Genomic DNA, 21,602 nt, shown 5'->3' with positions numbered 1-21,602 from the left:
AGGTGAATCGACGTCCTTTAATTTGGTTTGCGATTTGTTGGGTATTTGGGGGCGCGGCTGCTGCCGGTTTGAACAGCAGCGGCGTTTGGCTTGCGGCGGGAGCGGGAATATTGCTCGCAACCGCCGCAGTGCTTGGCAAGCAAGCGACGTGGCAGCTCGCGGCGGCTTGTGCTTTGGCAGTGTGCCTTGCCGCAGGAGAGCGGTTATGGGCGGATGCCCGCAACGTGACTGCGCTGCCAGCACTGCTTGCCGCCGCTGAGGCGGATGGACCGCGAGCTGCGTATGCGGCGGAAGCGGAGGGCGTTATTGTGTCGGCGGTGGAGGTCGACGGCGACCGCGCGATGTTTCGCGTGGAGGCGCACAGCATCCACGTTCAAGGTGAAGCCGCTGCGCAGCCGTTGCGCGAGCGGTTGATCGTGCATGTCCGGCTGATGGAACAGCCGGAGCAGGCTATCGCCGCGGCTTGGCAGCGCGGCGCCAAAGTGCGCCTTGCCGGCGAGCTTACGCGGCCGGCTGGCGCATCCAATAGCGGCGGATTTGATTACCGCCGCTACCTCAGCAGCCAGAGAATCCACTGGCTGCTCAAAGTGAAGGGCACCGCCGCCGTAAAGCCGGCGCCGGGCCCCAAGTGGACCGCGGCCGCGCTGCTCGGCCGCGTCGACAGCGCGCGCGCATGGCTTGGCGCGCAGATGGAACAGCTGTATCCGTCCTCGCAGTCCGGATACATGAAGGGGCTGGTCCTCGGCATTCGCGAGGACCTCGATCCAGAGCAATTCCAGCAATTTTCAAAGCTAGGTTTAACGCATATTTTAGCGATTTCGGGCCTACATGTTGCTGTATTCCTTTATGCGCTTAGCGGACTGCTGCGCGTCGCACGTATAAGCCGCGAACGAATGCTGCTCATCCTCATGTTGTCCGTTCCCTTGTATGTGCTGCTTGCCGGCGCTTCCCCTTCGGTTGTCCGCGCAGGTCTAATGTCCGTTCTTGGGCTATTGGCAGCCCGGATGGGCAAGCTGAAGGATGGGCTGCATCTGCTAGCTGCTGCTGCGGTGCTCATGCTTATTTATGATCCCTATTTTATCGAGGATGTCAGCTTTCAGCTGTCGTTCATTGTAACGATCGGTCTGATTGTCGGAGTCCAGCCTGTACGGCAAGCGATGCCGAGGTGGCGCAGAGGAAAATCGCTGCTTGATCTGGCAGCGGTTACGCTCGTAGCGCAGATTGTTTCTTTTCCATTGACGATTTATTATTTCAATCAGTTTCATGTGTTGTCTATGCTCGCGAATTTTGTGCTCGTTCCGTTCATCAGCTTTATCGTTATGCCGCTTGGCGCAGTATCGCTTCTGCTTGCGATACCTTGGGAGGGCGGCGGCAAGCTGCTGGCCTATTTCTCGCATTTCGCGAATGAATGGACGTTTGCTTTCGTCGAGCAGCTGTCCGAAGTGGATTCACTAAGGACGATTTGGGCAACTCCGCCTCTTTGGTGGGTGGCAGCTTGGCTGATTATATTTGGTGTCATATTTCGGATTTTGCGCAGTTGGACGATGCAAATCGCTGCGAAACATGAGGAAGAAGCAGCGACCATAGAGGAGACAGCTGCAATTGGAGCGGTTCATCCTTACTTAGTGGTTAAAGAAAACAGTAAAAAGCTAAGGACTAGCCTATATCTGCTGTTAGCGTTAGTTTTGATTATGATTTTTTATGCCTTTAAGCCGGATTTATTTAACCGTCAGGCAGAGGTTAGTTTTATTGATGTTGGTCAAGGCGATGCTGTACATATCCGAACACCCGGCGGCAAGCATATTTTAATCGATGGCGGAGGTATGATGAGCTTCCGCAAGCCGGGAGAAGAGTGGAAGGAGCGGAGCGACCCTTTTGAAATTGGGGAAAAGGTGCTTGTGCCTTTACTAATGAAAAGAGGCGTGCGCGAGATTGACATCCTCGTCATTTCACATTTGGATAGCGATCATATCCGTGGTTTAAAAGCGGTTTTGGAGACAATTCCAATACGCAGCATTTGGTGGAATGGAACGGTGAAGGAAGCAGATGATGCTCAGCAGCTAATTAAGCAGGCACTTGCGCTGGGAATTCCAATGTACAGCGCGTCTGCGGGCATGAAGCAGCAGGTAGATGCAAATACGAAGATAAGCGTTCTGTGGCCCTTGGCGCAAAAAGAGGAAGCGGTGGCTCACCTTGAGGAGCAGAATGAAGCCAGTGTTGTGCTTAGTGTTCAGCTTTTTCAGTCGGTCTTCTTGTTTACCGGTGATATTAATGCAGCCACGGAACGCGCCATTATACGAAATGAGCGGCAGCAAAATATAATGGATTCAAATGAAAAGACTGTCTCCGTTATGAAGGTTGCACATCATGGCAGTCGTTTTTCAACAAGCGCAGAGTGGCTCGATTATTGGGATACTCTTGGAGCAGTAGCTTCTGTTGGAGCAACAAACACCTACGGCCATCCTAGTCCAGATGTAATTTCTCGATTAAATCAAGCGGGAACCGCTTTGTGGCGAACAGATCGTGATGGCGAGGTACGGTTTATTGTAACCAGCCAAGATTTATTTACGTATACAAAAATTAAGTAGGGCGGGTATCGAAAAAATGGGAATAGAAAGCCTTGCCTTCATCTTTCCGTACCTAAATTCGCATAGCATATGAAAATCATTCATACTTAGGAATAAAGAAGTCGAGCCGTTTTCAGAGGTTTTCGACTTCTTTCTATATACGAGTTAGTTGAAATTTGGTATCCTTTAATGTGGAGTTTATTTCGATTCTTTCACAGCATAGCGAGTATCTGTAAATTTTTTATGGTTTTTTCCTGCTTCGTGCATTCAAGACGGTCCGCTTGGGGACAATCGCTCTGCTTGTTAAAACTTACTAAAAAAAATAAAGTAATATTTCTAATTTATCTGCAACTTTTACCGCAACCAGTTCGTCAGAATGGTTGCAAGAGAGGGGGATCCTTCGTGGTGGAGCCGGAGCTTATAAGAGCCGCTCAGTCGGGAGATCGCGACGCTTTAATTACTCTATTGCGAGAGATTGAAACGCATGTTTATCGGACAGCCTATTATATATTAAATAATGAACAGGATGCCCTTGATGCAGCGCAAGAAGCGCTAATTCGCATCTATACAAAAATAGGCTCGTACGAAGAAAAAGCGCAGTTCAAAACATGGATTCAACGTATTGTAACCAACATTTGCATTGACAAGTTTCGGAGAAATAAACCGACCGTCTCAATAGATGAGCACGACATGGTATTCCACGAAAAACAAAACGTGGAGGACGAGGTAATGTCTGCTTACGCTGTTAAAGACATTCAAGCCGCTATCGACAAGCTTCCTGAGCATCATCGTGCGGTCGTCGTCCTTCGGTATTTACAGGATTTCTCTTACAATGAAATTGCAGATTCGCTCGATTTGCCGCTCAATACAGTGAAATCCTATTTATTCAGAGCTAGGCAACAGCTGCAGACTTTACTCCATGATTATCAGAAAGGTGGTGTCCGGGGATGAATTGTCAAGAGGTGATGGAACTAATGCAAAGACAGCTAGACAACGATCTCGATGAAAGCGAAATCGAAGTCTTGATGAATCATACTAGACAGTGTCCGGACTGTGCAGCCATGTTCGAGCGGTTACAGCTATTGTCCGCCGAGCTTACCAGTTTGCCAAAAGTTATGCCGAGCTATAGCTTAGTCGATGCGATTATGCCTCAATTAGAGCGGATGGAACTGTTTGGTCAGGCTGAAGCGGAACCGCCATCCATGGTTAGCAGAACGGAAGCAACAAAACGTCTTTCGAAGCGTCAACGCCGCTGGCCGTCCATGCGCATTATGAGTGGTGTGATCGCAGCCGGAATCGTTGCAGGGCTGTTTCTCGTAACGTATAATTCAGGCTCGATTGGCGATATGAATGCATCACAATCTTCAGCCAAGCGATCGAATAACGTCGCGGCTGATATGATGAACGATACGCCAGTGGAAATGTCTTATAAAGCGAGCGCTAACGGTGCTGAAGACCCAGAAGTGAAGACAGAAACGGCAAAAAAAAGTGATGAAGCCGATTCATCGCCATCGTCCAAGAGTACCGCAATAAATCCTTTAACCAATGAAGACAAAGCGCCTGATGGTGGGTCATTTGAGGATGGCTCAATCAAGGGCTTAACTTCGAATCCTTCTGAAGGGTTGGTTGAAAACGAAGGCGAGAATGGTTTGGGTGCGAATGCGAACAGCACAGCAACGGTTTCACCCGATGGCCTTTATAGCGGCAAGGCTGACAATTTTAAAATTAAAGTAGTTGCTGCTGCCGATCAATCTGTCGTCTTCACATCACCGCGCAAAAACGGTGAGCTGCTCAATCTGGCCTGGTCTGAGGACAGCAAAAAGCTGACCTACGAGGTTCATGTTGAACAAGGAGCAATTGAGAAGTATGTGATCGATTTATCTACGCTGACGGAGCAGAAGGCAGGGCATTAACTTGGAAACTGCTCGCTTCAGCACAGATTGCGGTCTGCAAAAATTAAGGGTTATTACGCACATTTACATCGATTTATGCGTATAATGTTAGCAGCGATAGTGTCTGCGACGAATCCTTAACGTCGTATGACCATCCGCAGGGCGGTACCATGGACCTGCCTGCGAATGTTTATATAGATGTTCGGCAAAGGGATGAGGCTTTATATGGCTCATCCCTTTGTTGCCGTCTAATTGTACTTACTCGTGACGAGGTGAAGGTATGGATGCAAAGGAAGCATTAAAAGAAATAAAGGGCGGACGTTTCCGTCCCATTTATGTGCTGTATGGCAAGGATCGTTATCGGCTGCAGCAATTTATTAACGTATTGACCGAGGCGATGTTTACAGCTGAAGAACGAGAGCTTGGCATTGTTAAATTTGATACAGCGGAAACCTTGATTGAAGAAGCGGTTCTTGAAGCGGAAACATCGCCTTTTTTTGTGCAGCGGAAGCTGATTTTGATACGTGATGCGACTGTGCTGTGTGCCGGAGGCAAGGAAGGCGGTAAGCTTGAGCATCGTCCTGAGAAGCTGATACAGTATATGGAGTATCCTTCAGAGACATCCATTATCGTTATTTCTGTCCAATCAGAGAAGCTGGATGAACGTCGAAAGCTTGTAAAAACGTTAAAGGATCGTCATTCCTTAGTTCCCTTCCCTGAACTCGACGCGGCTCAGCTTAAGCAATGGATGATTAAGCGTGCAACAGATCAGCAAAGAACTTTGTCTTCAGATGCGGCTGAGCTGCTCCTATCACGTGCTGGAGCGAATATGCAGCAATTGTCGCAGGAAGTGGACAAGCTGTGCTTGCACGCGGGAACAGGCGGTGTCATTGATGTAGAGACGGCATCTATGCTAACTGCAGCAACAGTTGAGGAGGACGTATTTGCGCTTGTGGATGCGATCGCTGAGCTTCGCATTGACAAGGCTATTCGTCTGTACAGAGAATTGCTGGTTCGTCGTGAAGAACCGATCAAGATCGCCGCTCTTATCGCTAGGCAGTTAAGAATCATGCTGCAAATCAAAGAGCTGGAGCAGCATCACTATTCCCCTCAGCAAATGGCTGGCCAATTAGGATTGCATCCATACGCCGTCAAGCTTGCCGCGGAGAAAAGCCGGAAATTTCAAGTGGCTAGACTTGGCAGGCTGCTGGCTTCACTTGCAGATCTCGATTATAAAATGAAAACCGGAGCAATTGATAAAACGCTCGGTTTAGAGCTGTATTTGCTTTCACTTGGCATGGAGAAGGGCGCATAGCGTTCTTTCCATTGCCTTTTTTTATGTGAAAAGCAGATAAGCAGCATGGAACAACAAAAAAGCTTCACCGCTCGATAAGAGCAGTGAAGCTTTTTTGATGTGCTAAACGAATTTCAGTTGACCAGATGGACAACGTCATTCGTATGAGCGGTTATCTTGCTTAGGCTTGAGCCGAAAGGGCATTCAGACGTTTAGCAAGACGAGATTTTTTGCGGGAAGCCGCATTTTTATGAATCAGGCCTTTAGTTGCTGCTTTGTCCAACTTTTTCGTTGCAGCGATAAGAGCTGCTTTAGCAGCATCTACATCAGTGCCAGCGATAGCTTGGTCAGCAGATTTAACGGCCGAACGAAGTGCGGATTTTTGGGATGCATTCAAAGCACGACGCTTTTCACTTGTTTTAACGCGTTTAATCGCGGATTTAATATTTGGCATGGAATTCACCTCCTAAACTGTTTACAACGGTTTATCTACATCATAAACCTAGACAACACAACTTAAAGTATATTATCATGCCACTCCTCAAAAAGCAATAGCAGGAAGCTCCTTATAAAAACTGTATTCCGTAAGGATGAAGGCTCATCTACGAGTATGAAAATAATCCATCTGCAAACAATAACATCAGAACTGGTGTTTGAAGGGAGAATGAGCTATGGAGAACGAACTTGATTTGCAAAAATATAATGTTAGAACAGACTTGGCGCTTGAAGCGAAGGAGATGGCAGAGGCGCCAAGCGGCGGGCCTATACCAGGCATACAATCCGAAACTTCGGAAGATGAAGGAATAACGATTACGCAGCTGCATGTACAAAACGAACAAGGCGCTCAGGCCATTGGCAAAATGCAAGGGCATTATGTGACGATTGAGGTTCCGGAGCTGCGAAAAGGGGATACGGGGCTGCAGGATAGGGTGGCGACACAGTTTGCCAAACATTTTGAAGCTTTCCTTGAACGGTTGTCCATAAATAAAACAGCGCGAGTTCTAATTGTAGGTTTAGGCAATTGGAATGTTACGCCTGATGCTCTTGGTCCAATTGTTGTTGAGAATGTAATGGTCACTCGTCATTTTTTCGAGCTGATGCCTGATCAAGTGGCGCCTGGTTATCGCGCGGTAAGTGCGGTAGCGCCTGGAGTACTTGGCATAACGGGTATTGAATCCAGTGAAATCGTTCAAGGTATCGTTGAGAAGACGAGTCCGGAACTCGTCATTGCTATTGATGCATTAGCATCTAAAGCATTAGAGAGAGTGAATACAACGATCCAAATTGCAGATACAGGCATTCATCCGGGCTCTGGCATCGGGAATAAGCGAAAAGGGCTTACAAAAGAAATTTTAGGTGTCCCGGTCATTGCGATCGGAGTGCCTACCGTTGTTTATGCTTCGACCATCGTCAACAACACGCTTGAGATGATGAGCAGTCATTTTAAGAAACAAAGCGCAAACTCGGATCAAATTTTAGGTTTGGTAAATCAGATGGAAGAAAACGAGAGGCTGCAGCTCGTCAGGGAAGTGCTCAGCCCGCTTGGCCATGATCTGCTGGTTACGCCAAAGGAAATTGATGAATTTATAGAGGATATCGCCAACATTATAGCAAGCGGACTAAATGCATCGCTGCACGAAGCGGTTGATTCAAGCAATGTTGCTGCGTATACGCATTAAATTCCTATGATAATTAAGAAAGAAGCTTTCTAAAGGCATAACCTTTGGACAGCTTCTTTTTTTTGCGCGATTCGCTATTTTGTATCCCTATAACTCTATCAACGCTAATTATTCCACATAGATTTGGTTCTATGAACTCTATCACTCTCATAGTTTAGTAGTGACTAATGCGGTTAGCACTATGAAGCGGGAGGTAATAAACCAATGAAAAGAAAAATTATGCTGTTTGATATAGGGAAGGAAAGTAGACGAGTGAGACAATTGCTAGTAACGGGACGTACATTCGCGTTGCTCTCATTTTGCTCAATGGTATTTTTTATTTTGTTAGGAGCAGCGGGTATGGCGCATCAGCAAACGACAGCTTCGCCTGTAAATTCAATGAAAGGTTTTGCTGCTGCTGTATCGAGCGGTTTTTTTGGGGATATGCTAGAGATGGAGATGCCAGCATTTCAAAGCAGTCGGGAAACAGATACTTTTACTTCAAAGCAAATTAGTGCGTTTCTTATGCGAGCTTTAACAGATATTAATCCTAACGATCCCAAAAGCTTGCTTGCAGGCGAGCTGCCTGGCATGGGGGTTAATGATGCTTACTTAATTCGCAAGGGCATCGGTACGGATACAGCGGTGGGGCCGGAAGATAATGCACCGATTACATATGATCCGCTTGGCGAATTGCATGAGGATACAGGAACAGATGTATCGAATAATGGGGCGACAGAAGGAAATGAGGAGGAGCCGCTGCCGGTACAGACAGACAAGCCATCTTCAGGAACTGGCGAAGGTGATAACGGGGAGCCGGCGAAACCTACGACTGGCGGAAAAAAAGTGGCTTTTATCTATCACTCGCATAATCGCGAATCCTGGTACCCTGAACTGACAGATAAAAAGAAAGACCCGAATTCTAGTACAAAAAATATTACGCTGGTTGGCAAACGGCTTGCCCAGAAGCTGGAGGAGAAGGGTGTAGGCGCACAGCACTCGAACACTGATTATCCAACGGCGATTAAAGGATATGATTGGAACTATTCTTATAAATATTCGATGAAAACGGTGAAAGAAGCCATTGCCAGCAACAAGGATTTGAAGTTTTTCTTCGATCTTCACCGAGACTCGCAGAGGCGGAAAGAAACGACCATCGATATTGATGGCAAAAGCTATGCGCAGGTTTATTTCATTATCGGCCATAAAAATCCCAATTGGGAAAAAAACGAAGCCTTTGCGACTAAAATTCACGAAGCGCTCGAAAAAAAATATCCAGGCATCTCTCGCGGTATTTGGGGCAAAACAGCCTCATCAGGCAATGCCGAATACAATCAATCGCTAGCTGAGGATAATGTGCTTATTGAGGTAGGGGGCGTAGACAACACCCTCGAAGAGTCCTATCGAACAGCGGATGCGCTGGCAGCAGTTATTTCCGAAATTTACTGGGCAGACGAGAAGGCATCAACAAAAAAGTAGGAGGGGGCGAAGAATAAGTGAAACGAAATGCGCTAAAATGGACGGTGCTGGGCGGTGCTTTGGCGATAATCATCATGTATGGCATTGATATGTCCTCTTCGGGCATCGAGCGTATATATGGACCTATAGAAGGCTCAAGCGGGTACACAGAGATTCCGCAGACAGAGCAAAATGTGCAGCCAGTTAATGATTTTCAGAAGGAACAGCAGCAAAAGATTGCCCAGCTTGAGCAGGAGCTTAAAGAACTAAAGCGACTTGCTGCATATGATGACGAAACCACAGGAGAAACGGCCGAAACCTTTCCTGCCGAAAATGAAAGGATGCCTGGTCTTCCGCTTAAGAGTGACCAGCCAGCAGTAAATAAGATCGCAGATTCAACCTCTGGTTTGCTGCAAAATATGTCAAGTGAAGGCATTCGAATGGTCGTATCTATATTCGATGGGCTGACGAAGTGATAATGAACATTGCTGGTCTTCCCCTTAACTGATATAATAGGAGGAATGATTAGCATTATTGGAAATTGTGGGGGTTAGGCATGACTGACGTACGTGACCGACAAAAGAGAATTAGGAATTTTTCCATTATCGCGCATATAGACCACGGAAAGTCTACGCTTGCTGACCGGATCTTAGAATTTACCGGCGCTTTGACATCACGCGAGATGCAAGAGCAGGTTCTTGACAAAATGGATTTGGAGCGGGAACGCGGAATTACCATCAAGCTGCAAGCGGTACGCTTGGCATATAAGGCAGATGACGGGATCGAGTATATACTCAATCTGATTGACACGCCTGGACACGTCGACTTTACATACGAGGTTTCACGCAGTCTCGCTGCTTGTGAAGGTGCTTTGCTCGTTGTTGACGCTGCGCAAGGCATTGAAGCGCAAACGCTGGCTAACGTATACTTGGCGTTAGACAACAATTTGGAGATCGTACCTGTTATTAATAAGATCGATTTGCCAAGTGCGGAGCCTGAACGGGTAAAGCAGGAAATTGAAGATGTCATTGGATTAGACGCCAGCGACGCGGTACTTGCTTCTGCAAAAGCGGGAATCGGCATTAAGGAAATACTAGAGCAGGTTGTGACGAAGATGCCTTCACCAGAAGGAGATCCAGATCAGCCGCTTAAAGCGCTTATTTTTGACTCCCATTATGATCCCTACAAAGGCGTAATCGTTTATGTACGAGTTATGGATGGAAGCATCAAAGCAGGCAATAAAATTAAGTTTATGGCAACGGGAGCAGAATTTGAGGTCATCGAGGTTGGGGCATTCATGCCGAACATGGCGATCGTGAAGGAGCTTGCGGTCGGTGATGTTGGTTTTGTCGTTGCGGGCATCAAGAACGTGAAGGACACGCGTGTCGGTGATACAATTACGGATGCGAAGAAACCTGCACCAGAACGTCTGCCAGGCTATCGTCAGATTAACCCGATGGTATTCTGCGGACTCTATCCAATCGAGACACAGGACTATAATGACTTGCGTGATGCGCTTGAGAAGCTGGAGCTTAACGATGCATCACTCAAATATGAGCCGGAATCATCAACTGCTTTGGGCTTTGGTTACCGCTGTGGATTTCTTGGCTTGCTTCATATGGAAATTATTCAAGAACGGATTGAACGGGAATTCAACATCCCGCTTATTACGACAGCACCAAGCGTAATTTACAAAATTACGCTGACAAATGGCGAAACGATGGAGATTGATAATCCATCGAACTATCCTGAAGCAGGCAAGCTTGACTTCGTAGAAGAGCCTTTCGTTAAGGCTGCTATCATTGTCCCAAATGACTATGTCGGCGCAATTATGGAGCTTTGCCAGAACAAGCGTGGCGAGTTCGTGAATATGGAATATTTGGATTTGAATCGTGTAACGCTTACGTATCAATTACCTTTGTCAGAAATTGTGTATGATTTCTTCGATCAGTTGAAATCAAGCACGAAGGGTTATGCATCGTTCGATTACGAGATATCGGGCTACCGCAGATCCAATCTGGTCAAAATGGACATCATGCTTAACAATGAACAGGTTGATGCTTTGTCTGTCATTGTCCACCGCGATCGTGCTTACCAACGCGGCAAGGTTATTTGTGAAAAGCTGAAGGAACTTATTCCGCGTCAAATGTTCGAGGTGCCGATTCAAGCATCTATCGGCAACAAAATCATATCGCGTGAGACAGTAAAAGCAATGCGTAAAAACGTTCTTGCCAAATGCTACGGCGGTGACATTAGCCGGAAGCGGAAGCTGCTTGAGAAGCAGAAGGAAGGCAAGAAGCGGATGAAGCAAGTAGGTAGTGTAGAGGTGCCGCAGGAAGCGTTCATGGCGGTACTCAAAATCGGCGAGGATTAAAACGTACGAGGATGAGGGAGGGCGCAGCTCTCCCTCTTTTCTATTTTAAGTGAACTGTATTTACCGACTTATATTTCAACGCGGGACGTGAGCCTGCCGCTCTTATGCAGTGCCAGCCGTTTACGCTTGAAGGAGAATGTTAACGATGAACATGACGCAATCACCACGCGCTTTATATATACACATCCCTTTTTGCACGAATAAATGTCATTATTGCGATTTCACTTCCTATGTACTGAAGGGACAGCCTGTTGATCAGTATCTCGACGCGCTTGAGCAAGAAATGCAGCGTACAGTTGCTGAATGGCCGCCAGTAGAAATTGATACTGTTTTTGTTGGTGGAGGTACGCCTACCGTACTGACTCCTCCGCAAATGGAAAGATTTCTAAAAGCAGTACGCACTTATTTCCCGCTTGCTCCAAATGTGGAGTTTACGATGGAAGCGAATCCGGGCACAACGGACATAGACAAGCTGACAGCTATGAAGGAAGGCGGCGTGAACCGGATTAGCTTCGGGGTTCAATCCTTTGATAATGGATTGCTGGAGCGTATTGGCCGCATTCATAGCGTAGACGATGTATATCGCAGTATCGAGAATGCACGCAAAGTTGGATTTACTAACTTATCAATCGATTTGATGTTTGGCCTGCCAGGTCAAACGGTTGAGCTGTTAAGAGACAGTGTGAACAAAGCGATGGAGCTGGGATTGCCTCATTACTCCATCTACAGTCTAAAAGTAGAAGAAAATACGTTGTTCCATAAGCTCTATGAGCGCAACGAGCTGCCTTTGCCTCCAGAGGAAGAAGAGTTTAATATGTTTATTTTGCTAATGGACATGTTGAAAAAAAATGGATACGGACACTATGAGATTAGCAATTTCGCCGAACCAGGTTATGAGAGCCGCCATAATTCCACTTACTGGCGCAATGAGCCGTATTACGGCCTCGGAGCGGGCGCGCATGGCTATGTCAATCGCATGCGTCATGTCAATTTAAAAGGGATTACACCGTATATCGATGCGGCTTCAAGCAAGCTTCCGCGCCTTGAAACGTTTGAAGTTACTGAAGCTGAAGCGATGGAGGATTTAATGATGGTTGGGCTCAGGCTGCTAAGCGGAGTTCCGGCATCACGCTTCTCGAATCAGTTTGAAGGCCAGAAGCTGGAGGACAAGTTCGGTGATGTTATTCATAAATTAATGAAGGATGGCCTGCTCGAAGCTGAGCAAACGGAAGACGATATCATTTATCGGTTGACTGACAAAGGTGTGCTTCTCGGGAACGAAGTTTTTGGTGCTTTTATCGGATATAACGGCTAAAATACTCTTGAGAAAAAATTCGTTGTGGTGTATATTTATTCATATTGATTTTGATCTTGCACCGGGTGGAGGCGAATGCACAAATGCAGGCAGTACAGGTCGTATGTCGGAAAGCAACGTCTAATGATATCGAGACTTTGTTTGAATTAATTAAAGGTTATGCAGAGCAAGGCATTATGCTGCCTCGCACTCGGGAAGCGCTCGAATATATGATAGATACATTCGTCGTCGCGGAAATTGGGGAAGAAGTTGTCGGCTGCGGTTCACTGCTGCGGCTCGGGAAAGAATTGGTTGAGATTCGCTCGCTTGGCATGTCGGATGGCTACAAGGGCGTAGGGATCGGCAGCAAGCTGGTAGAAGCGTTGATCGAACAAGCTAGAGAGCAGCAAATTCCGAAGGTGATGGCTTTAACTTATGCCGTGTCCTTTTTTGAGAAAAATGGCTTCAAGGTCGTTGATAAGGAAATTTTCCCGGAAAAGGTTTGGAAGGATTGCATCAACTGTCCAAAGCAGCTTGCTTGCGATGAAATAGCTGTTCTGAGAATGCTGAATTAAAGCACAATTTCCGAACGTTCCTACTTTTATTGAAAATAAACCACTCTCCTTTAGCGCTTGCATTAGGACTATTGGGAAAGTGGTTTTTTTGTTTCATTCAACTAATATGTTAGTTTGTCCGAACTCGTTGATAGTAATGCTGCGCGTTTTGGTATATAGTCAAGGTAGATGTTTATTGTCATATAGAGGAGAAATAAAAATGAGCCAAAAAAAAGATCAAATTGTAGCAGTAGAGGATAAACTAAAGCATGTAACGACAGTGCTTTTGAAGAAATGGGCAGGATTTAGCGGGTTTTATGGTTTTAAAGCAATGGGTTACGATGAACTGTTCGCTATGCTAAATACAAATGGCTGGAAAGTTATTATAGATGACTCCGTTTCACCTTATCGTATTGTAGAGCTATACCAAGGTGAAAATCGCGTGAGAAGAGAAAAGTTTGCAACAGATGAAGCAGGAAGAGTTCATAAAGTGTAATTGATTGTAGAATAAGCCGCTGTGCCAACATATATTGCTGGCACAGCGGCTTTCTTTAAGCCACAGCGGAGTTTCCTTGTGTCATTAAATCGTTTATAAGATGTTTAAATTGAATTAGGCGCATGAAAAATGCCGAACTGACTTGACAATCGACAAGCTGGTTTGGTATTTTTGTAGTAATGATTAGCACTCGATTGGATTGAGTGCTAACGAAGGTACATCGAAATAACGGATTTGACATTTACGTAGGGGGAATTCGAATGCTGACGGAGAGACAACGGATGATTTTACATGCAATAGTGGATGATTATATTCGCTCGGCTGAACCAGTAGGCTCACGCAGTATTTCGAAGCGCGGCGACGTTGGCTTTAGTCCGGCAACCATTCGCAATGAAATGGCGGATTTGGAGGAGCTGGGCTTCTTAGAACAGCCGCACACGTCAGCAGGGCGTGTTCCATCAACGAAAGGTTACCGTTATTATGTCGACCATTTAATAAAGCTTAGCGAAGTAGATGAGAAAGACATTGGTGTGGTTCGCTCGTTCGTAACGGACAAAATGAATCAAATGGAGCAGGTTATTCAACAAACGGCGATGATTCTCTCCAATTTAACCAATTACACATCTATTTTGCTTGGACCTGAAATGTTCAGCACATCGCTTAAGCATTTTGGCCTTGTGCCGCTTGATCAAACATCAGCAGTTGCTATTATTGTGACGAACACTGGACATGTTGAAAATCGGACGATTTCAATTCCTGACGGCCTGAAAATGGACGATATGGAAAAGGTCGTTAACATTTTAAACACAAGATTGGTTGGCGTTCCGCTGATTCGTCTAAGGTCGAAGCTTTACACTGAAGTTGGGCAAGAGCTTGAAAGGCATGTTGATCATTATGAACAGCTGCTGCAGGTACTGGATCATGCATTGCAGAATGAGGATGAGCACCGAATCTTCTTAGGCGGAACAACCAATATGCTGACACAGCCTGAATTCAAGGATGTAGACAAAGTAAAAACGATTTTGGATTTGCTTGATGAGACACCAGCCATAATGAAAATGTTTTCCGGCCTTCCGTCAGGTATACAAGTACGTATCGGGACAGAAAATGACCATAAGGCAATTAGCGATTGCAGTCTTATCACAGCAACCTATGCCATTGATGGCCAATCGCTGGGAACGATCGGCATTCTAGGACCAACGCGAATGGAATACGGCAAAGTCATTAGTTTGTTGGATATTATATCCAAGGATATGGCGGTTCTTCTTGGCCGCTGGTATAAGTAATTAATGATATTTTGCCAAGTTTACTTCGTAAACTTTTTTAGGAGGTGATTGCATGAGTACGAAAGAACAACATAATGAGGCAGCCGAGGCTGTAGAAGAAGTGGTATCTGCTGAGCAATCAGATCAAGCAAGCGAGGATACTGTAAACGAGGCTGTGGAAGAAGATTCGCGTTATGCGGAGCTTGTGAAGCTGGCTGAGGAGAAAGAGCAGCGCTTCTTGCGCGCACAAGCGGATTTCGATAACTTCCGCCGTCGTACAATGAAAGAAAAAGAAGAACTCGGACAGTACGCATCGATGAAGCTAATCGGTCAACTGCTTCCGGTTGTAGATAATTTTGAGCGCGCTGTTGCAGCCGCATCTGTCAACGGTGATTTTGAATCACTTGCGAAGGGTGTAGACATGATTTTTCGTCAGCTCGAGTCAACACTTGAGCAGGAAGGCCTTAAAGCTATGAACGTAGTTGGCGAGCCTTTTAACCCTGAATTCCATCAAGCGATTATGACTGTAGATTCCGATGAGCATGAAGAGGGTATCATTGTTGAGGAAGTTCAGAAGGGCTATATCTTGAAAGACAAGGTATTGCGTCCAGCGATGGTTAAAGTAAGCAGTTAAACGGTAAAACTTTTGCTCAATAAATGAGACAAAGCAAGCTGTTATTAGGATAAAATATAAAAATTGTAGGAGGAACTATAGCTATGAGTAAAGTAATTGGTATTGACCTTGGTACAACAAACTCTTGCGTAGCAGTAATGGAGGGCGGAGAAGCAGTTGTTATTCCTAACCCGGAAGGCAACCGCACAACTCCTTCCGTAGTAGGTTTCAAGAAAGATGGCGAGCGTGTTGTTGGTGAAACAGCAAAACGTCAAGCAATCACAAACCCTGATCGTACAATCAGCTCGATTAAACGCCACATTGGTACGAACCACAAAGAAAAAATTGACGATAAAGATTACACACCACAAGAAATTTCTGCAATCATTTTGCAAAAATTGAAAGCTGATGCTGAAGCTTACTTGGGTCAAACGGTAACGCAAGCCGTTATTACGGTTCCTGCTTATTTCAATGACAGCCAACGTCAAGCGACTAAAGATGCTGGTAAAATTGCTGGTCTTGAAGTTCTTCGTATTGTCAACGAGCCAACAGCTGCAGCACTAGCATACGGCCTTGAGAAAACAGAAGATCAAACGATTCTTGTTTATGACCTTGGCGGCGGTACATTTGACGTTTCCATTCTTGAGCTTGGCGATGGCTTCTTCGAAGTTAAAGCGACAAGCGGCGACAACAAACTAGGCGGAGATGACTTTGACCAAGTTATCATCGATCATCTTGTTGCTGAATTCAAGAAAGAGCAAGGCATTGATCTCTCCAAAGATAAATCAGCTGTTCAACGTTTGAAAGATGCTGCTGAGAAAGCGAAAAAAGAACTTTCCGGCGTATTGACTTCAGCTATTTCTCTTCCGTTCATTACAATGGTTGACGGCGTTCCTCAGCATTTGGAGCTTAGCCTTACTCGCGCGAAATTTGAAGAGCTTGCAGCTTCCCTTGTAGAGCGTACGCTTGGACCTACTCGTCAAGCGCTTAGCGATGCGGGAATGTCCCCAAGCGATATCGATAAAGTTGTACTCGTGGGCGGATCGACTCGTATTCCAGCGGTACAAGAAGCAGTTAAAAAATTGATCGGCAAAGAACCGCATAAAGGTGTTAACCCGGATGAGGTTGTAGCTCTTGGCGCAGCTGTACAAGCGGGCGTATTGACTGGCGATGTGAAAGACGTTGTATTGCTTGACGTTACTCCATTGTCGCTTGGTATTGAAACAGCTGGCGGCGTGTTCACTAAGATGATCGATCGCAACACTACGATTCCTACAAGCAAATCGCAAGTGTACTCCACATATGCGGACAATCAACCGGGCGTTGAAATTCACGTCTTGCAAGGTGAGCGCTCGATGGCGGCAGGCAACAAAACGCTTGGTCGTTTCACATTGAACGATATTCCTCTTGCACCACGCGGCGTTCCGCAAATCGAAGTTACTTTCGATATCGATGCGAACGGTATCGTAAACGTGTCTGCTCTTGATAAAGGAACAGGCAAGAGCCAAAAAATTACGATTACATCTTCAAGCGGTCTCAGCGATGATGAAATCAACCAAATGATGAAAGATGCTGAGCTTAACGCTGAAGAAGATCGCAAACGTCGCGACCTTGTTGAAGCAAAAAACAGCGCTGACCAATTGGTTTACTCCGTTGACAAAACAATTAAAGATCTTGGCGATAAAGTTGATGCTGCTGAAATCGAAAAAGCTAACGCTGCAAAAGAGAAAGTAGTTGCAGCACTTGCAACAGACGATCTTGAGCAAATCAATGCAGCTGCTGAAGAGCTGACTGAAATCGTTCAACAGCTTTCAGTTAAGCTTTATGAGCAAGCTTCACAAGCAGCTGAAGGTGCTGGCCCAGAAGCTGGCGGCGCTGCAAAAGGCAAAGACAATGTAGTAGACGCCGACTATGAAGTGGTTGACGATAATAAATAAAGTGTAGCGAGCGAGAGGTCAAAGACAGGCGCTACCTGGCTTTGACCTCCTTTCGTGCTTATAGAGGAATCATAGGATATATAGCGGAGGTGAGAACAGGTGGCAAGCAAACGCGATTATTATGAGGTTCTTGGTGTTGGCAAGGATGCATCAGCAGACGATATTAAAAAATCATACCGTCAGCTAGCACGTCAATATCATCCCGATGTAAATAAAGCTGCAGATGCAGAAACGAAGTTCAAGGAAGTTAAAGAAGCTTACGATGTACTAAGTGACGATGGAAAACGTTCAACGTATGACCGGTTCGGCCATGTTGATCCAAACCAAGGTATGGGCGGCGGAGGCGGCGCTGATTTCGGCGGAGGCTTCGGCGATATTTTCGACATGTTTTTTGGCGGCGGAGGCGGCCGTCGTGATCCGAATGCACCGCAGCGCGGAAACGACCTGCAATATACAATGACAGTTGAGTTTAAGGAAGCAGTATTCGGCAAAGAAACCGAGATTACGATTCCTAGAACAGAAACTTGCGATACCTGTCATGGTGATGGAGCTAAGCCGGGCACGAAGCCGGAGAGCTGTTCGGTTTGTAAGGGCAGCGGACAGCAGGAGGTTGTTCAAAATACGCCATTTGGCCGTATGGTCAACCGTCGTGCTTGTACGAATTGCAGCGGCACAGGCCGCGTAATCAAAGATAAATGTACAACTTGCCATGGCGCGGGTAAAGTGAAGCGTCAACGCAAAATCAACATCCGTATTCCAGCCGGCGTAGATGACGGAGCTCAAATCCGTATGTCTGGCGAGGGTGAGGGCGGTCTTCGCGGCGGTCCTGCGGGCGACTTGTACATTGTTATCCGTGTGAAGCCGCATGAGTTTTTTGAACGTGAAGGCGATGATATTTATTGCGAAGTTCCGCTTACATTCGTGCAAGCAGCACTTGGCGATGAAATTGAGATTCCTACGTTAACGGAGAAAGTGAAGCTCAAGGTGCCAGCTGGCACACAAACAGGCACTTACTTCAGACTCAAAGGCAAAGGTGTTCCTAAGCTGCGTGGATACGGTCAAGGCGATCAGCATGTGAAGGTTACTATCGTAACACCAACGAGCTTGACGGATGATCAGAAGGACCTGCTTCGTCAGTTTGGCGGGCTAAGCGGTGATTCCGTATCGAATGATCAAGAACATCATGAATCTATATTCGAAAAAATGAAAAAGGCGTTCCGCGGTGAATAACCCGGCACGTCTTTTTTTTTTTTTTTTCTTCCCGCGGCTGTATAGAATACGGTGGATAAACATACTCTATTCGGGTAGGAAAACCATACATCAACACACAACCGGAGGGAACTAATACGATGACAGACAATAACAACAACAATAACAGCTTGGAGAAAACAAACTTTGGCAACCTGCCTGTAGGCGAAAACGAAGATGTGGAATTTTCTGAAGAGCTTGCAGACGAAGCGGATCGCAAAGCTGCTCAGCGTGCAGCTGCAGCTGATGAGCGCAACGAGCAGGCATAATGAGCCATATTGAAATCCAAGCGACCTTCGAGGGTGAGGGTGCTGCTCAGGAGACGATGCGGAAGCTTCAAGCGCTGCGTGCAATTGAAGTGAACGGGTTGATTGACAGCGGATTGCTGACGGCAACCGTAGATGATGAAGTCGCCGAACGAGCGCTTCATCTTATTAAACAAATGGGCGGCAACGCAAATACAAATATTACTTAAACAAAAAAAGGGACTGTGGGCTAGTATAGCCTTCAGTCCCTTTCATTCGTTAGACCATTAAATATGAGCAGCTTCTAGAAGCTCCAACTGTGCAGGGCGCAGCGATTGGACGAGAATGTCACGCCATTCGCTGTACTTGTTATGCTTTCGAACCGCAGCGAATGGTTCAGTTCGTTTCGTTAGCGGATTTGCCAAATCCAGCTCAATTCTGCCAGGGGCGCCTTGCATCGTTATGATTCTTGTGCCAAGCAGCAAAGCTTCGTCAACATCAACTCTATGCATTCTTTTTGGACGCTTTCTACCAGCGCTTGGAATATGTCCTCTTTTGAGCGAAAATATTTATAAACGTTGCCAACGCTAATGCCGGCCGTTGCAGCAATATCAGCTATCTTGGTTGCTGCCAAACCTCGCCGTGCTATAACATGCATCGCTGCTTCTAGTATTGTCGCTGCCGCTCATCACGCAGCTTCTGATCTTTTTCAATATTTCTAGGTGACATAATTGCAGTAAACCTCCCGACGATAAAAAGCTTGCTGGAATTGTAATTATCCTCTTCCTCATTCCGTAACGATTGTAGCATAAATACAGCAGTCGGCCTCTTGTGTCATTTTTTTGTGCAAAGGCACTACTCTGGTGTACAATAGATGTTAGGTTTTTAAAGCGAAACGTTTGTCTAGTCGACCGCGGTCGGCGATAGCCGTTTACGATTGGCATTGGAGGATATTACATATGAAATGGTTTGAACTTACAATTTCTACAACTGAAGAGGCGCAAGAGATGATATCCAACTTTTTGCATGAGATGGGAGCAGGAGGCGTATCCATTGAAGAATCGGGTACACTCAGCAAACAGCGTGATACATCATTTGGACAATGGTACGAAACGCCGCTTAACGATATTCCAGAAGGCCAAGCGATCATCAAGGGCTATTTTGGAGAAGACACCGATACCGATGCGCTAGTTGCAGCGATTAGACCTCGTGTCGAAGAGCTTCGTGAATATGATATTGATCCCGGAACTGTAGAATATATCGTTGCAACTGTAGATGATGAGGATTGGGCTACTGCATGGAAGCAATATTTCAAGCCGATTCGCATTTCAGATAAGTTAACGATTAAGCCAACTTGGGAAGAGTATGAAGCAGGTCCGGATGAGCGCATAATCGAGTTGGATCCAGGAATGGCTTTTGGAACAGGGACACACCCAACCACCTCATTGTGTCTGCAAACGCTCGAGTCTGTCATTCGCGGCGGAGAAGAAGTCATTGATGTCGGCACAGGCTCGGGAATACTCGCTATTGGAGCTTGTCTGCTTGGAGCGAAGAGCGTACTTGCAGTTGACCTTGATCCCGTCGCTGTTTCCAGTGCCAAAGAGAACGTGTCGCTAAACAATCTTTCCGAGAAAGTTGAAGTGCGGCTTAGCGATTTGCTTGGTGTAATTAAGGAAGAATCTGCTGGAGGAGAACAAGCAGCTGCGAATGGCGCTTTCAGAGTTACCGTGCCTGTAGATCTTGTTGTTGCTAATATTTTGGCAGAAATCATCCTGATGTTTGTGGACGATGTATATGCGGCATTAAAACCAAACGGAATTTATATTGCTTCCGGCATTTACAAAAATAAAGAAACCGATGTAGAAGAAGGATTAATTCGTCATGGATTTGAAATTATTGAGAAGCGCCGCGATGAGGATTGGATCGCAATCGTAGCGAGAAAGCCACAGGTGATTTAATGGACTTGCAAAGCTTTTTGCGATTTCCGCTGGAGGATTTGCCATTTATCGTATTGGCTTTAATTATTGCATTTACCGTGCATGAGTTCGCTCATGCTTACAGCGCTTATAAATTCGGTGATGATACTGCTTATAATGCTGGACGTGTAACCCTAAACCCGCGTGTGCATTTGGATGTACTAGGGACGCTGTTGATTCTCATTGCCGGATTTGGATGGGCGAAGCCCGTACCGGTAAATCCAAGCAAATTCAAAAGCCCGAGAATGATGAGCATTGTAGTGACCGCAGTAGGACCGTTAAGCAATTTGCTCATGGGTACGATAAGCATTTTTATTTATGTTGCGATTTTGGCTTCAGATATTTTAAGCGGAGCATCTGTCGGTGTGGATGCAGCTGTACATCGATTTTTTGATTATTTTATTTGGTATAATTATTTGTTGTTTATTTTTAACCTTATTCCGCTTCCTCCGCTTGACGGCTACCGGATCATCGCAGATCTGTTGCCGCTAAAGCTTCGTTACAAAATGGATCAAAATGTGCAGTGGGGAATGTTTATCTTTTTATTAATCGTATTTATTCCACCGCTTCGTAAAGTAACACTTGATCCTGTACTTGGGTTAGGCGCAGATCTAATGAACAATACGTTTAAGTGGGTTTACCAGATTTTCTTATAGAGGCTAGGCGGCCGTTCGCAGGCTGCTGGCAACGGTTTCTGATAGATTTAGTGAAGACAAACATGTTATTATGAA

The 21,602-nt window shown here is 46.0% G+C and carries 22 protein-coding genes; 19 read left to right on the top strand and 3 right to left on the bottom strand.

The annotated features are described in order from the left end of the window. Nucleotides 1-2: 2 nt before the first annotated feature. From AB4Z45_RS17030 to holA, 4 genes are all read left to right on the top strand, one after another. Nucleotides 3-2,588 carry a DNA internalization-related competence protein ComEC/Rec2 gene (locus tag AB4Z45_RS17030; RefSeq protein WP_441910463.1) on the top strand — a complete coding sequence of 862 codons (2,586 nt, stop codon included), beginning with the start codon at nucleotides 3-5 and terminating at the stop codon, nucleotides 2,586-2,588. 381 nt (nucleotides 2,589-2,969) lie between these two features. Next, nucleotides 2,970-3,518 (top strand): RNA polymerase sigma factor, encoded by a 549-nt coding sequence (locus AB4Z45_RS17025; protein ID WP_053376850.1) that lies wholly within the window; start codon nucleotides 2,970-2,972, stop codon nucleotides 3,516-3,518. Beyond that, on the top strand, nucleotides 3,515-4,480 hold the full coding sequence (locus AB4Z45_RS17020) for an anti-sigma factor family protein (protein ID WP_441910462.1): 966 nt from the start codon (nucleotides 3,515-3,517) through the stop codon (nucleotides 4,478-4,480). Before AB4Z45_RS17025 ends, AB4Z45_RS17020 begins: the two co-directional genes overlap by 4 nt. A gap of 259 nt (nucleotides 4,481-4,739) precedes the next feature. Further along, on the top strand, nucleotides 4,740-5,774 hold the full coding sequence (holA, locus tag AB4Z45_RS17015) for a DNA polymerase III subunit delta (protein WP_441910461.1): 1,035 nt from the start codon (nucleotides 4,740-4,742) through the stop codon (nucleotides 5,772-5,774). Nucleotides 5,775-5,934: 160 nt separating this feature from the next. On the opposite strand, the gene rpsT is transcribed toward holA, so the two are convergent. After that, nucleotides 5,935-6,207, bottom strand: a complete 273-nt coding sequence (gene rpsT, locus AB4Z45_RS17010; RefSeq protein WP_053376847.1) for a 30S ribosomal protein S20 — start codon at nucleotides 6,205-6,207, stop codon at nucleotides 5,935-5,937. A gap of 217 nt (nucleotides 6,208-6,424) precedes the next feature. On the opposite strand from rpsT, the gene gpr reads away from it, so the two are divergent. From gpr to AB4Z45_RS16945, 13 genes are all read left to right on the top strand, one after another. Continuing rightward, the gene (gene gpr / locus AB4Z45_RS17005) at nucleotides 6,425-7,432 is read left to right on the top strand and encodes a GPR endopeptidase (RefSeq protein ID WP_441910460.1); all 1,008 of its coding nucleotides are present in this window, start codon (nucleotides 6,425-6,427) and stop codon (nucleotides 7,430-7,432) included. Between the two features lie 204 nt (nucleotides 7,433-7,636). Next, nucleotides 7,637-8,890 carry a stage II sporulation protein P gene (spoIIP, locus tag AB4Z45_RS17000; RefSeq protein WP_441910459.1) on the top strand — a complete coding sequence of 418 codons (1,254 nt, stop codon included), beginning with the start codon at nucleotides 7,637-7,639 and terminating at the stop codon, nucleotides 8,888-8,890. A 17-nt stretch (nucleotides 8,891-8,907) separates the two neighbouring features. Next, nucleotides 8,908-9,345 (top strand): hypothetical protein, encoded by a 438-nt coding sequence (locus AB4Z45_RS16995; protein WP_441910458.1) that lies wholly within the window; start codon nucleotides 8,908-8,910, stop codon nucleotides 9,343-9,345. An 80-nt stretch (nucleotides 9,346-9,425) separates the two neighbouring features. After that, nucleotides 9,426-11,243, top strand: coding sequence for a translation elongation factor 4 (gene lepA / locus AB4Z45_RS16990; RefSeq protein WP_076266867.1), 1,818 nt, complete (start codon nucleotides 9,426-9,428; stop codon nucleotides 11,241-11,243). Nucleotides 11,244-11,388: 145 nt separating this feature from the next. After that, nucleotides 11,389-12,558, top strand: a complete 1,170-nt coding sequence (gene hemW, locus AB4Z45_RS16985) for a radical SAM family heme chaperone HemW (RefSeq protein WP_441910457.1) — start codon at nucleotides 11,389-11,391, stop codon at nucleotides 12,556-12,558. Between the two features lie 83 nt (nucleotides 12,559-12,641). Beyond that, entirely contained in the window at nucleotides 12,642-13,112 is a 471-nt protein-coding gene (locus tag AB4Z45_RS16980) for an N-acetyltransferase (protein WP_076266869.1), read from the top strand. Nucleotides 13,113-13,311: 199 nt separating this feature from the next. After that, nucleotides 13,312-13,587: a hypothetical protein gene (locus AB4Z45_RS16975; protein WP_441910456.1), complete on the top strand. Its 276-nt coding sequence runs from the start codon at nucleotides 13,312-13,314 to the stop codon at nucleotides 13,585-13,587. 260 nt (nucleotides 13,588-13,847) lie between these two features. Continuing rightward, nucleotides 13,848-14,873, top strand: a complete 1,026-nt coding sequence (hrcA, locus tag AB4Z45_RS16970; protein WP_076266871.1) for a heat-inducible transcriptional repressor HrcA — start codon at nucleotides 13,848-13,850, stop codon at nucleotides 14,871-14,873. 52 nt (nucleotides 14,874-14,925) lie between these two features. Continuing rightward, nucleotides 14,926-15,486, top strand: a complete 561-nt coding sequence (grpE, locus tag AB4Z45_RS16965; RefSeq protein ID WP_339203475.1) for a nucleotide exchange factor GrpE — start codon at nucleotides 14,926-14,928, stop codon at nucleotides 15,484-15,486. 83 nt (nucleotides 15,487-15,569) lie between these two features. Continuing rightward, on the top strand, nucleotides 15,570-17,402 hold the full coding sequence (gene dnaK, locus AB4Z45_RS16960; protein ID WP_441910455.1) for a molecular chaperone DnaK: 1,833 nt from the start codon (nucleotides 15,570-15,572) through the stop codon (nucleotides 17,400-17,402). 99 nt (nucleotides 17,403-17,501) lie between these two features. Further along, a complete protein-coding gene (dnaJ, locus tag AB4Z45_RS16955) occupies nucleotides 17,502-18,632 on the top strand; it encodes a molecular chaperone DnaJ (RefSeq protein ID WP_076266874.1) in 1,131 nt (376 codons plus the stop codon). 119 nt (nucleotides 18,633-18,751) lie between these two features. After that, entirely contained in the window at nucleotides 18,752-18,919 is a 168-nt protein-coding gene (locus AB4Z45_RS16950) for a YfhD family protein (RefSeq protein WP_441881057.1), read from the top strand. Beyond that, nucleotides 18,919-19,125 carry a hypothetical protein gene (locus AB4Z45_RS16945; RefSeq protein WP_441910454.1) on the top strand — a complete coding sequence of 69 codons (207 nt, stop codon included), beginning with the start codon at nucleotides 18,919-18,921 and terminating at the stop codon, nucleotides 19,123-19,125. The genes AB4Z45_RS16950 and AB4Z45_RS16945 overlap by 1 nt, the downstream gene beginning before the upstream one ends. Before the next feature lie 57 nt (nucleotides 19,126-19,182). Here the strand turns inward: AB4Z45_RS16945 and AB4Z45_RS16940 are convergent, their stop codons facing one another. Further along, the gene (locus AB4Z45_RS16940; RefSeq protein ID WP_441910453.1) at nucleotides 19,183-19,407 is read right to left on the bottom strand and encodes a hypothetical protein; all 225 of its coding nucleotides are present in this window, start codon (nucleotides 19,405-19,407) and stop codon (nucleotides 19,183-19,185) included. Beyond that, nucleotides 19,356-19,568 (bottom strand): TetR/AcrR family transcriptional regulator, encoded by a 213-nt coding sequence (locus AB4Z45_RS16935; protein ID WP_441910511.1) that lies wholly within the window; start codon nucleotides 19,566-19,568, stop codon nucleotides 19,356-19,358. The genes AB4Z45_RS16940 and AB4Z45_RS16935 overlap by 52 nt, the downstream gene beginning before the upstream one ends. Nucleotides 19,569-19,854: 286 nt before the next feature. Between AB4Z45_RS16935 and prmA the strand changes: the two genes are divergently transcribed. Next, nucleotides 19,855-20,853: a 50S ribosomal protein L11 methyltransferase gene (gene prmA, locus AB4Z45_RS16930; protein WP_441910452.1), complete on the top strand. Its 999-nt coding sequence runs from the start codon at nucleotides 19,855-19,857 to the stop codon at nucleotides 20,851-20,853. After that, entirely contained in the window at nucleotides 20,814-21,527 is a 714-nt protein-coding gene (locus AB4Z45_RS16925; protein WP_441910451.1) for a site-2 protease family protein, read from the top strand. The genes prmA and AB4Z45_RS16925 overlap by 40 nt, the downstream gene beginning before the upstream one ends. Nucleotides 21,528-21,602: the final 75 nt, after the last annotated feature.

Source organism: Paenibacillus sp. MCAF9 (genome assembly GCF_052114265.1).
Taxonomy (GTDB): domain Bacteria; phylum Bacillota; class Bacilli; order Paenibacillales; family Paenibacillaceae; genus Pristimantibacillus.
Note: the sequence above shows the minus strand (reverse complement) of the source record. Positions and strands in the feature narration are given on the sequence as shown.

Coding starts and splice junctions, on each gene's coding strand:
- AB4Z45_RS17020 (WP_441910462.1), top strand. CDS start 3,515: ATGAATTGTCAAGAGGTGATGGAACTAATGCAAAGACAGCTAGACAAC.
- holA (WP_441910461.1), top strand. CDS start 4,740: ATGGATGCAAAGGAAGCATTAAAAGAAATAAAGGGCGGACGTTTCCGT.
- rpsT (WP_053376847.1), bottom strand. CDS start 6,207: ATGCCAAATATTAAATCCGCGATTAAACGCGTTAAAACAAGTGAAAAG.
- gpr (WP_441910460.1), top strand. CDS start 6,425: ATGGAGAACGAACTTGATTTGCAAAAATATAATGTTAGAACAGACTTG.
- spoIIP (WP_441910459.1), top strand. CDS start 7,637: ATGAAAAGAAAAATTATGCTGTTTGATATAGGGAAGGAAAGTAGACGA.
- lepA (WP_076266867.1), top strand. CDS start 9,426: ATGACTGACGTACGTGACCGACAAAAGAGAATTAGGAATTTTTCCATT.
- hemW (WP_441910457.1), top strand. CDS start 11,389: ATGAACATGACGCAATCACCACGCGCTTTATATATACACATCCCTTTT.
- AB4Z45_RS16980 (WP_076266869.1), top strand. CDS start 12,642: ATGCAGGCAGTACAGGTCGTATGTCGGAAAGCAACGTCTAATGATATC.
- AB4Z45_RS16975 (WP_441910456.1), top strand. CDS start 13,312: ATGAGCCAAAAAAAAGATCAAATTGTAGCAGTAGAGGATAAACTAAAG.
- hrcA (WP_076266871.1), top strand. CDS start 13,848: ATGCTGACGGAGAGACAACGGATGATTTTACATGCAATAGTGGATGAT.
- grpE (WP_339203475.1), top strand. CDS start 14,926: ATGAGTACGAAAGAACAACATAATGAGGCAGCCGAGGCTGTAGAAGAA.
- dnaK (WP_441910455.1), top strand. CDS start 15,570: ATGAGTAAAGTAATTGGTATTGACCTTGGTACAACAAACTCTTGCGTA.
- AB4Z45_RS16950 (WP_441881057.1), top strand. CDS start 18,752: ATGACAGACAATAACAACAACAATAACAGCTTGGAGAAAACAAACTTT.
- AB4Z45_RS16945 (WP_441910454.1), top strand. CDS start 18,919: ATGAGCCATATTGAAATCCAAGCGACCTTCGAGGGTGAGGGTGCTGCT.
- AB4Z45_RS16940 (WP_441910453.1), bottom strand. CDS start 19,407: ATGCATAGAGTTGATGTTGACGAAGCTTTGCTGCTTGGCACAAGAATC.
- prmA (WP_441910452.1), top strand. CDS start 19,855: ATGAAATGGTTTGAACTTACAATTTCTACAACTGAAGAGGCGCAAGAG.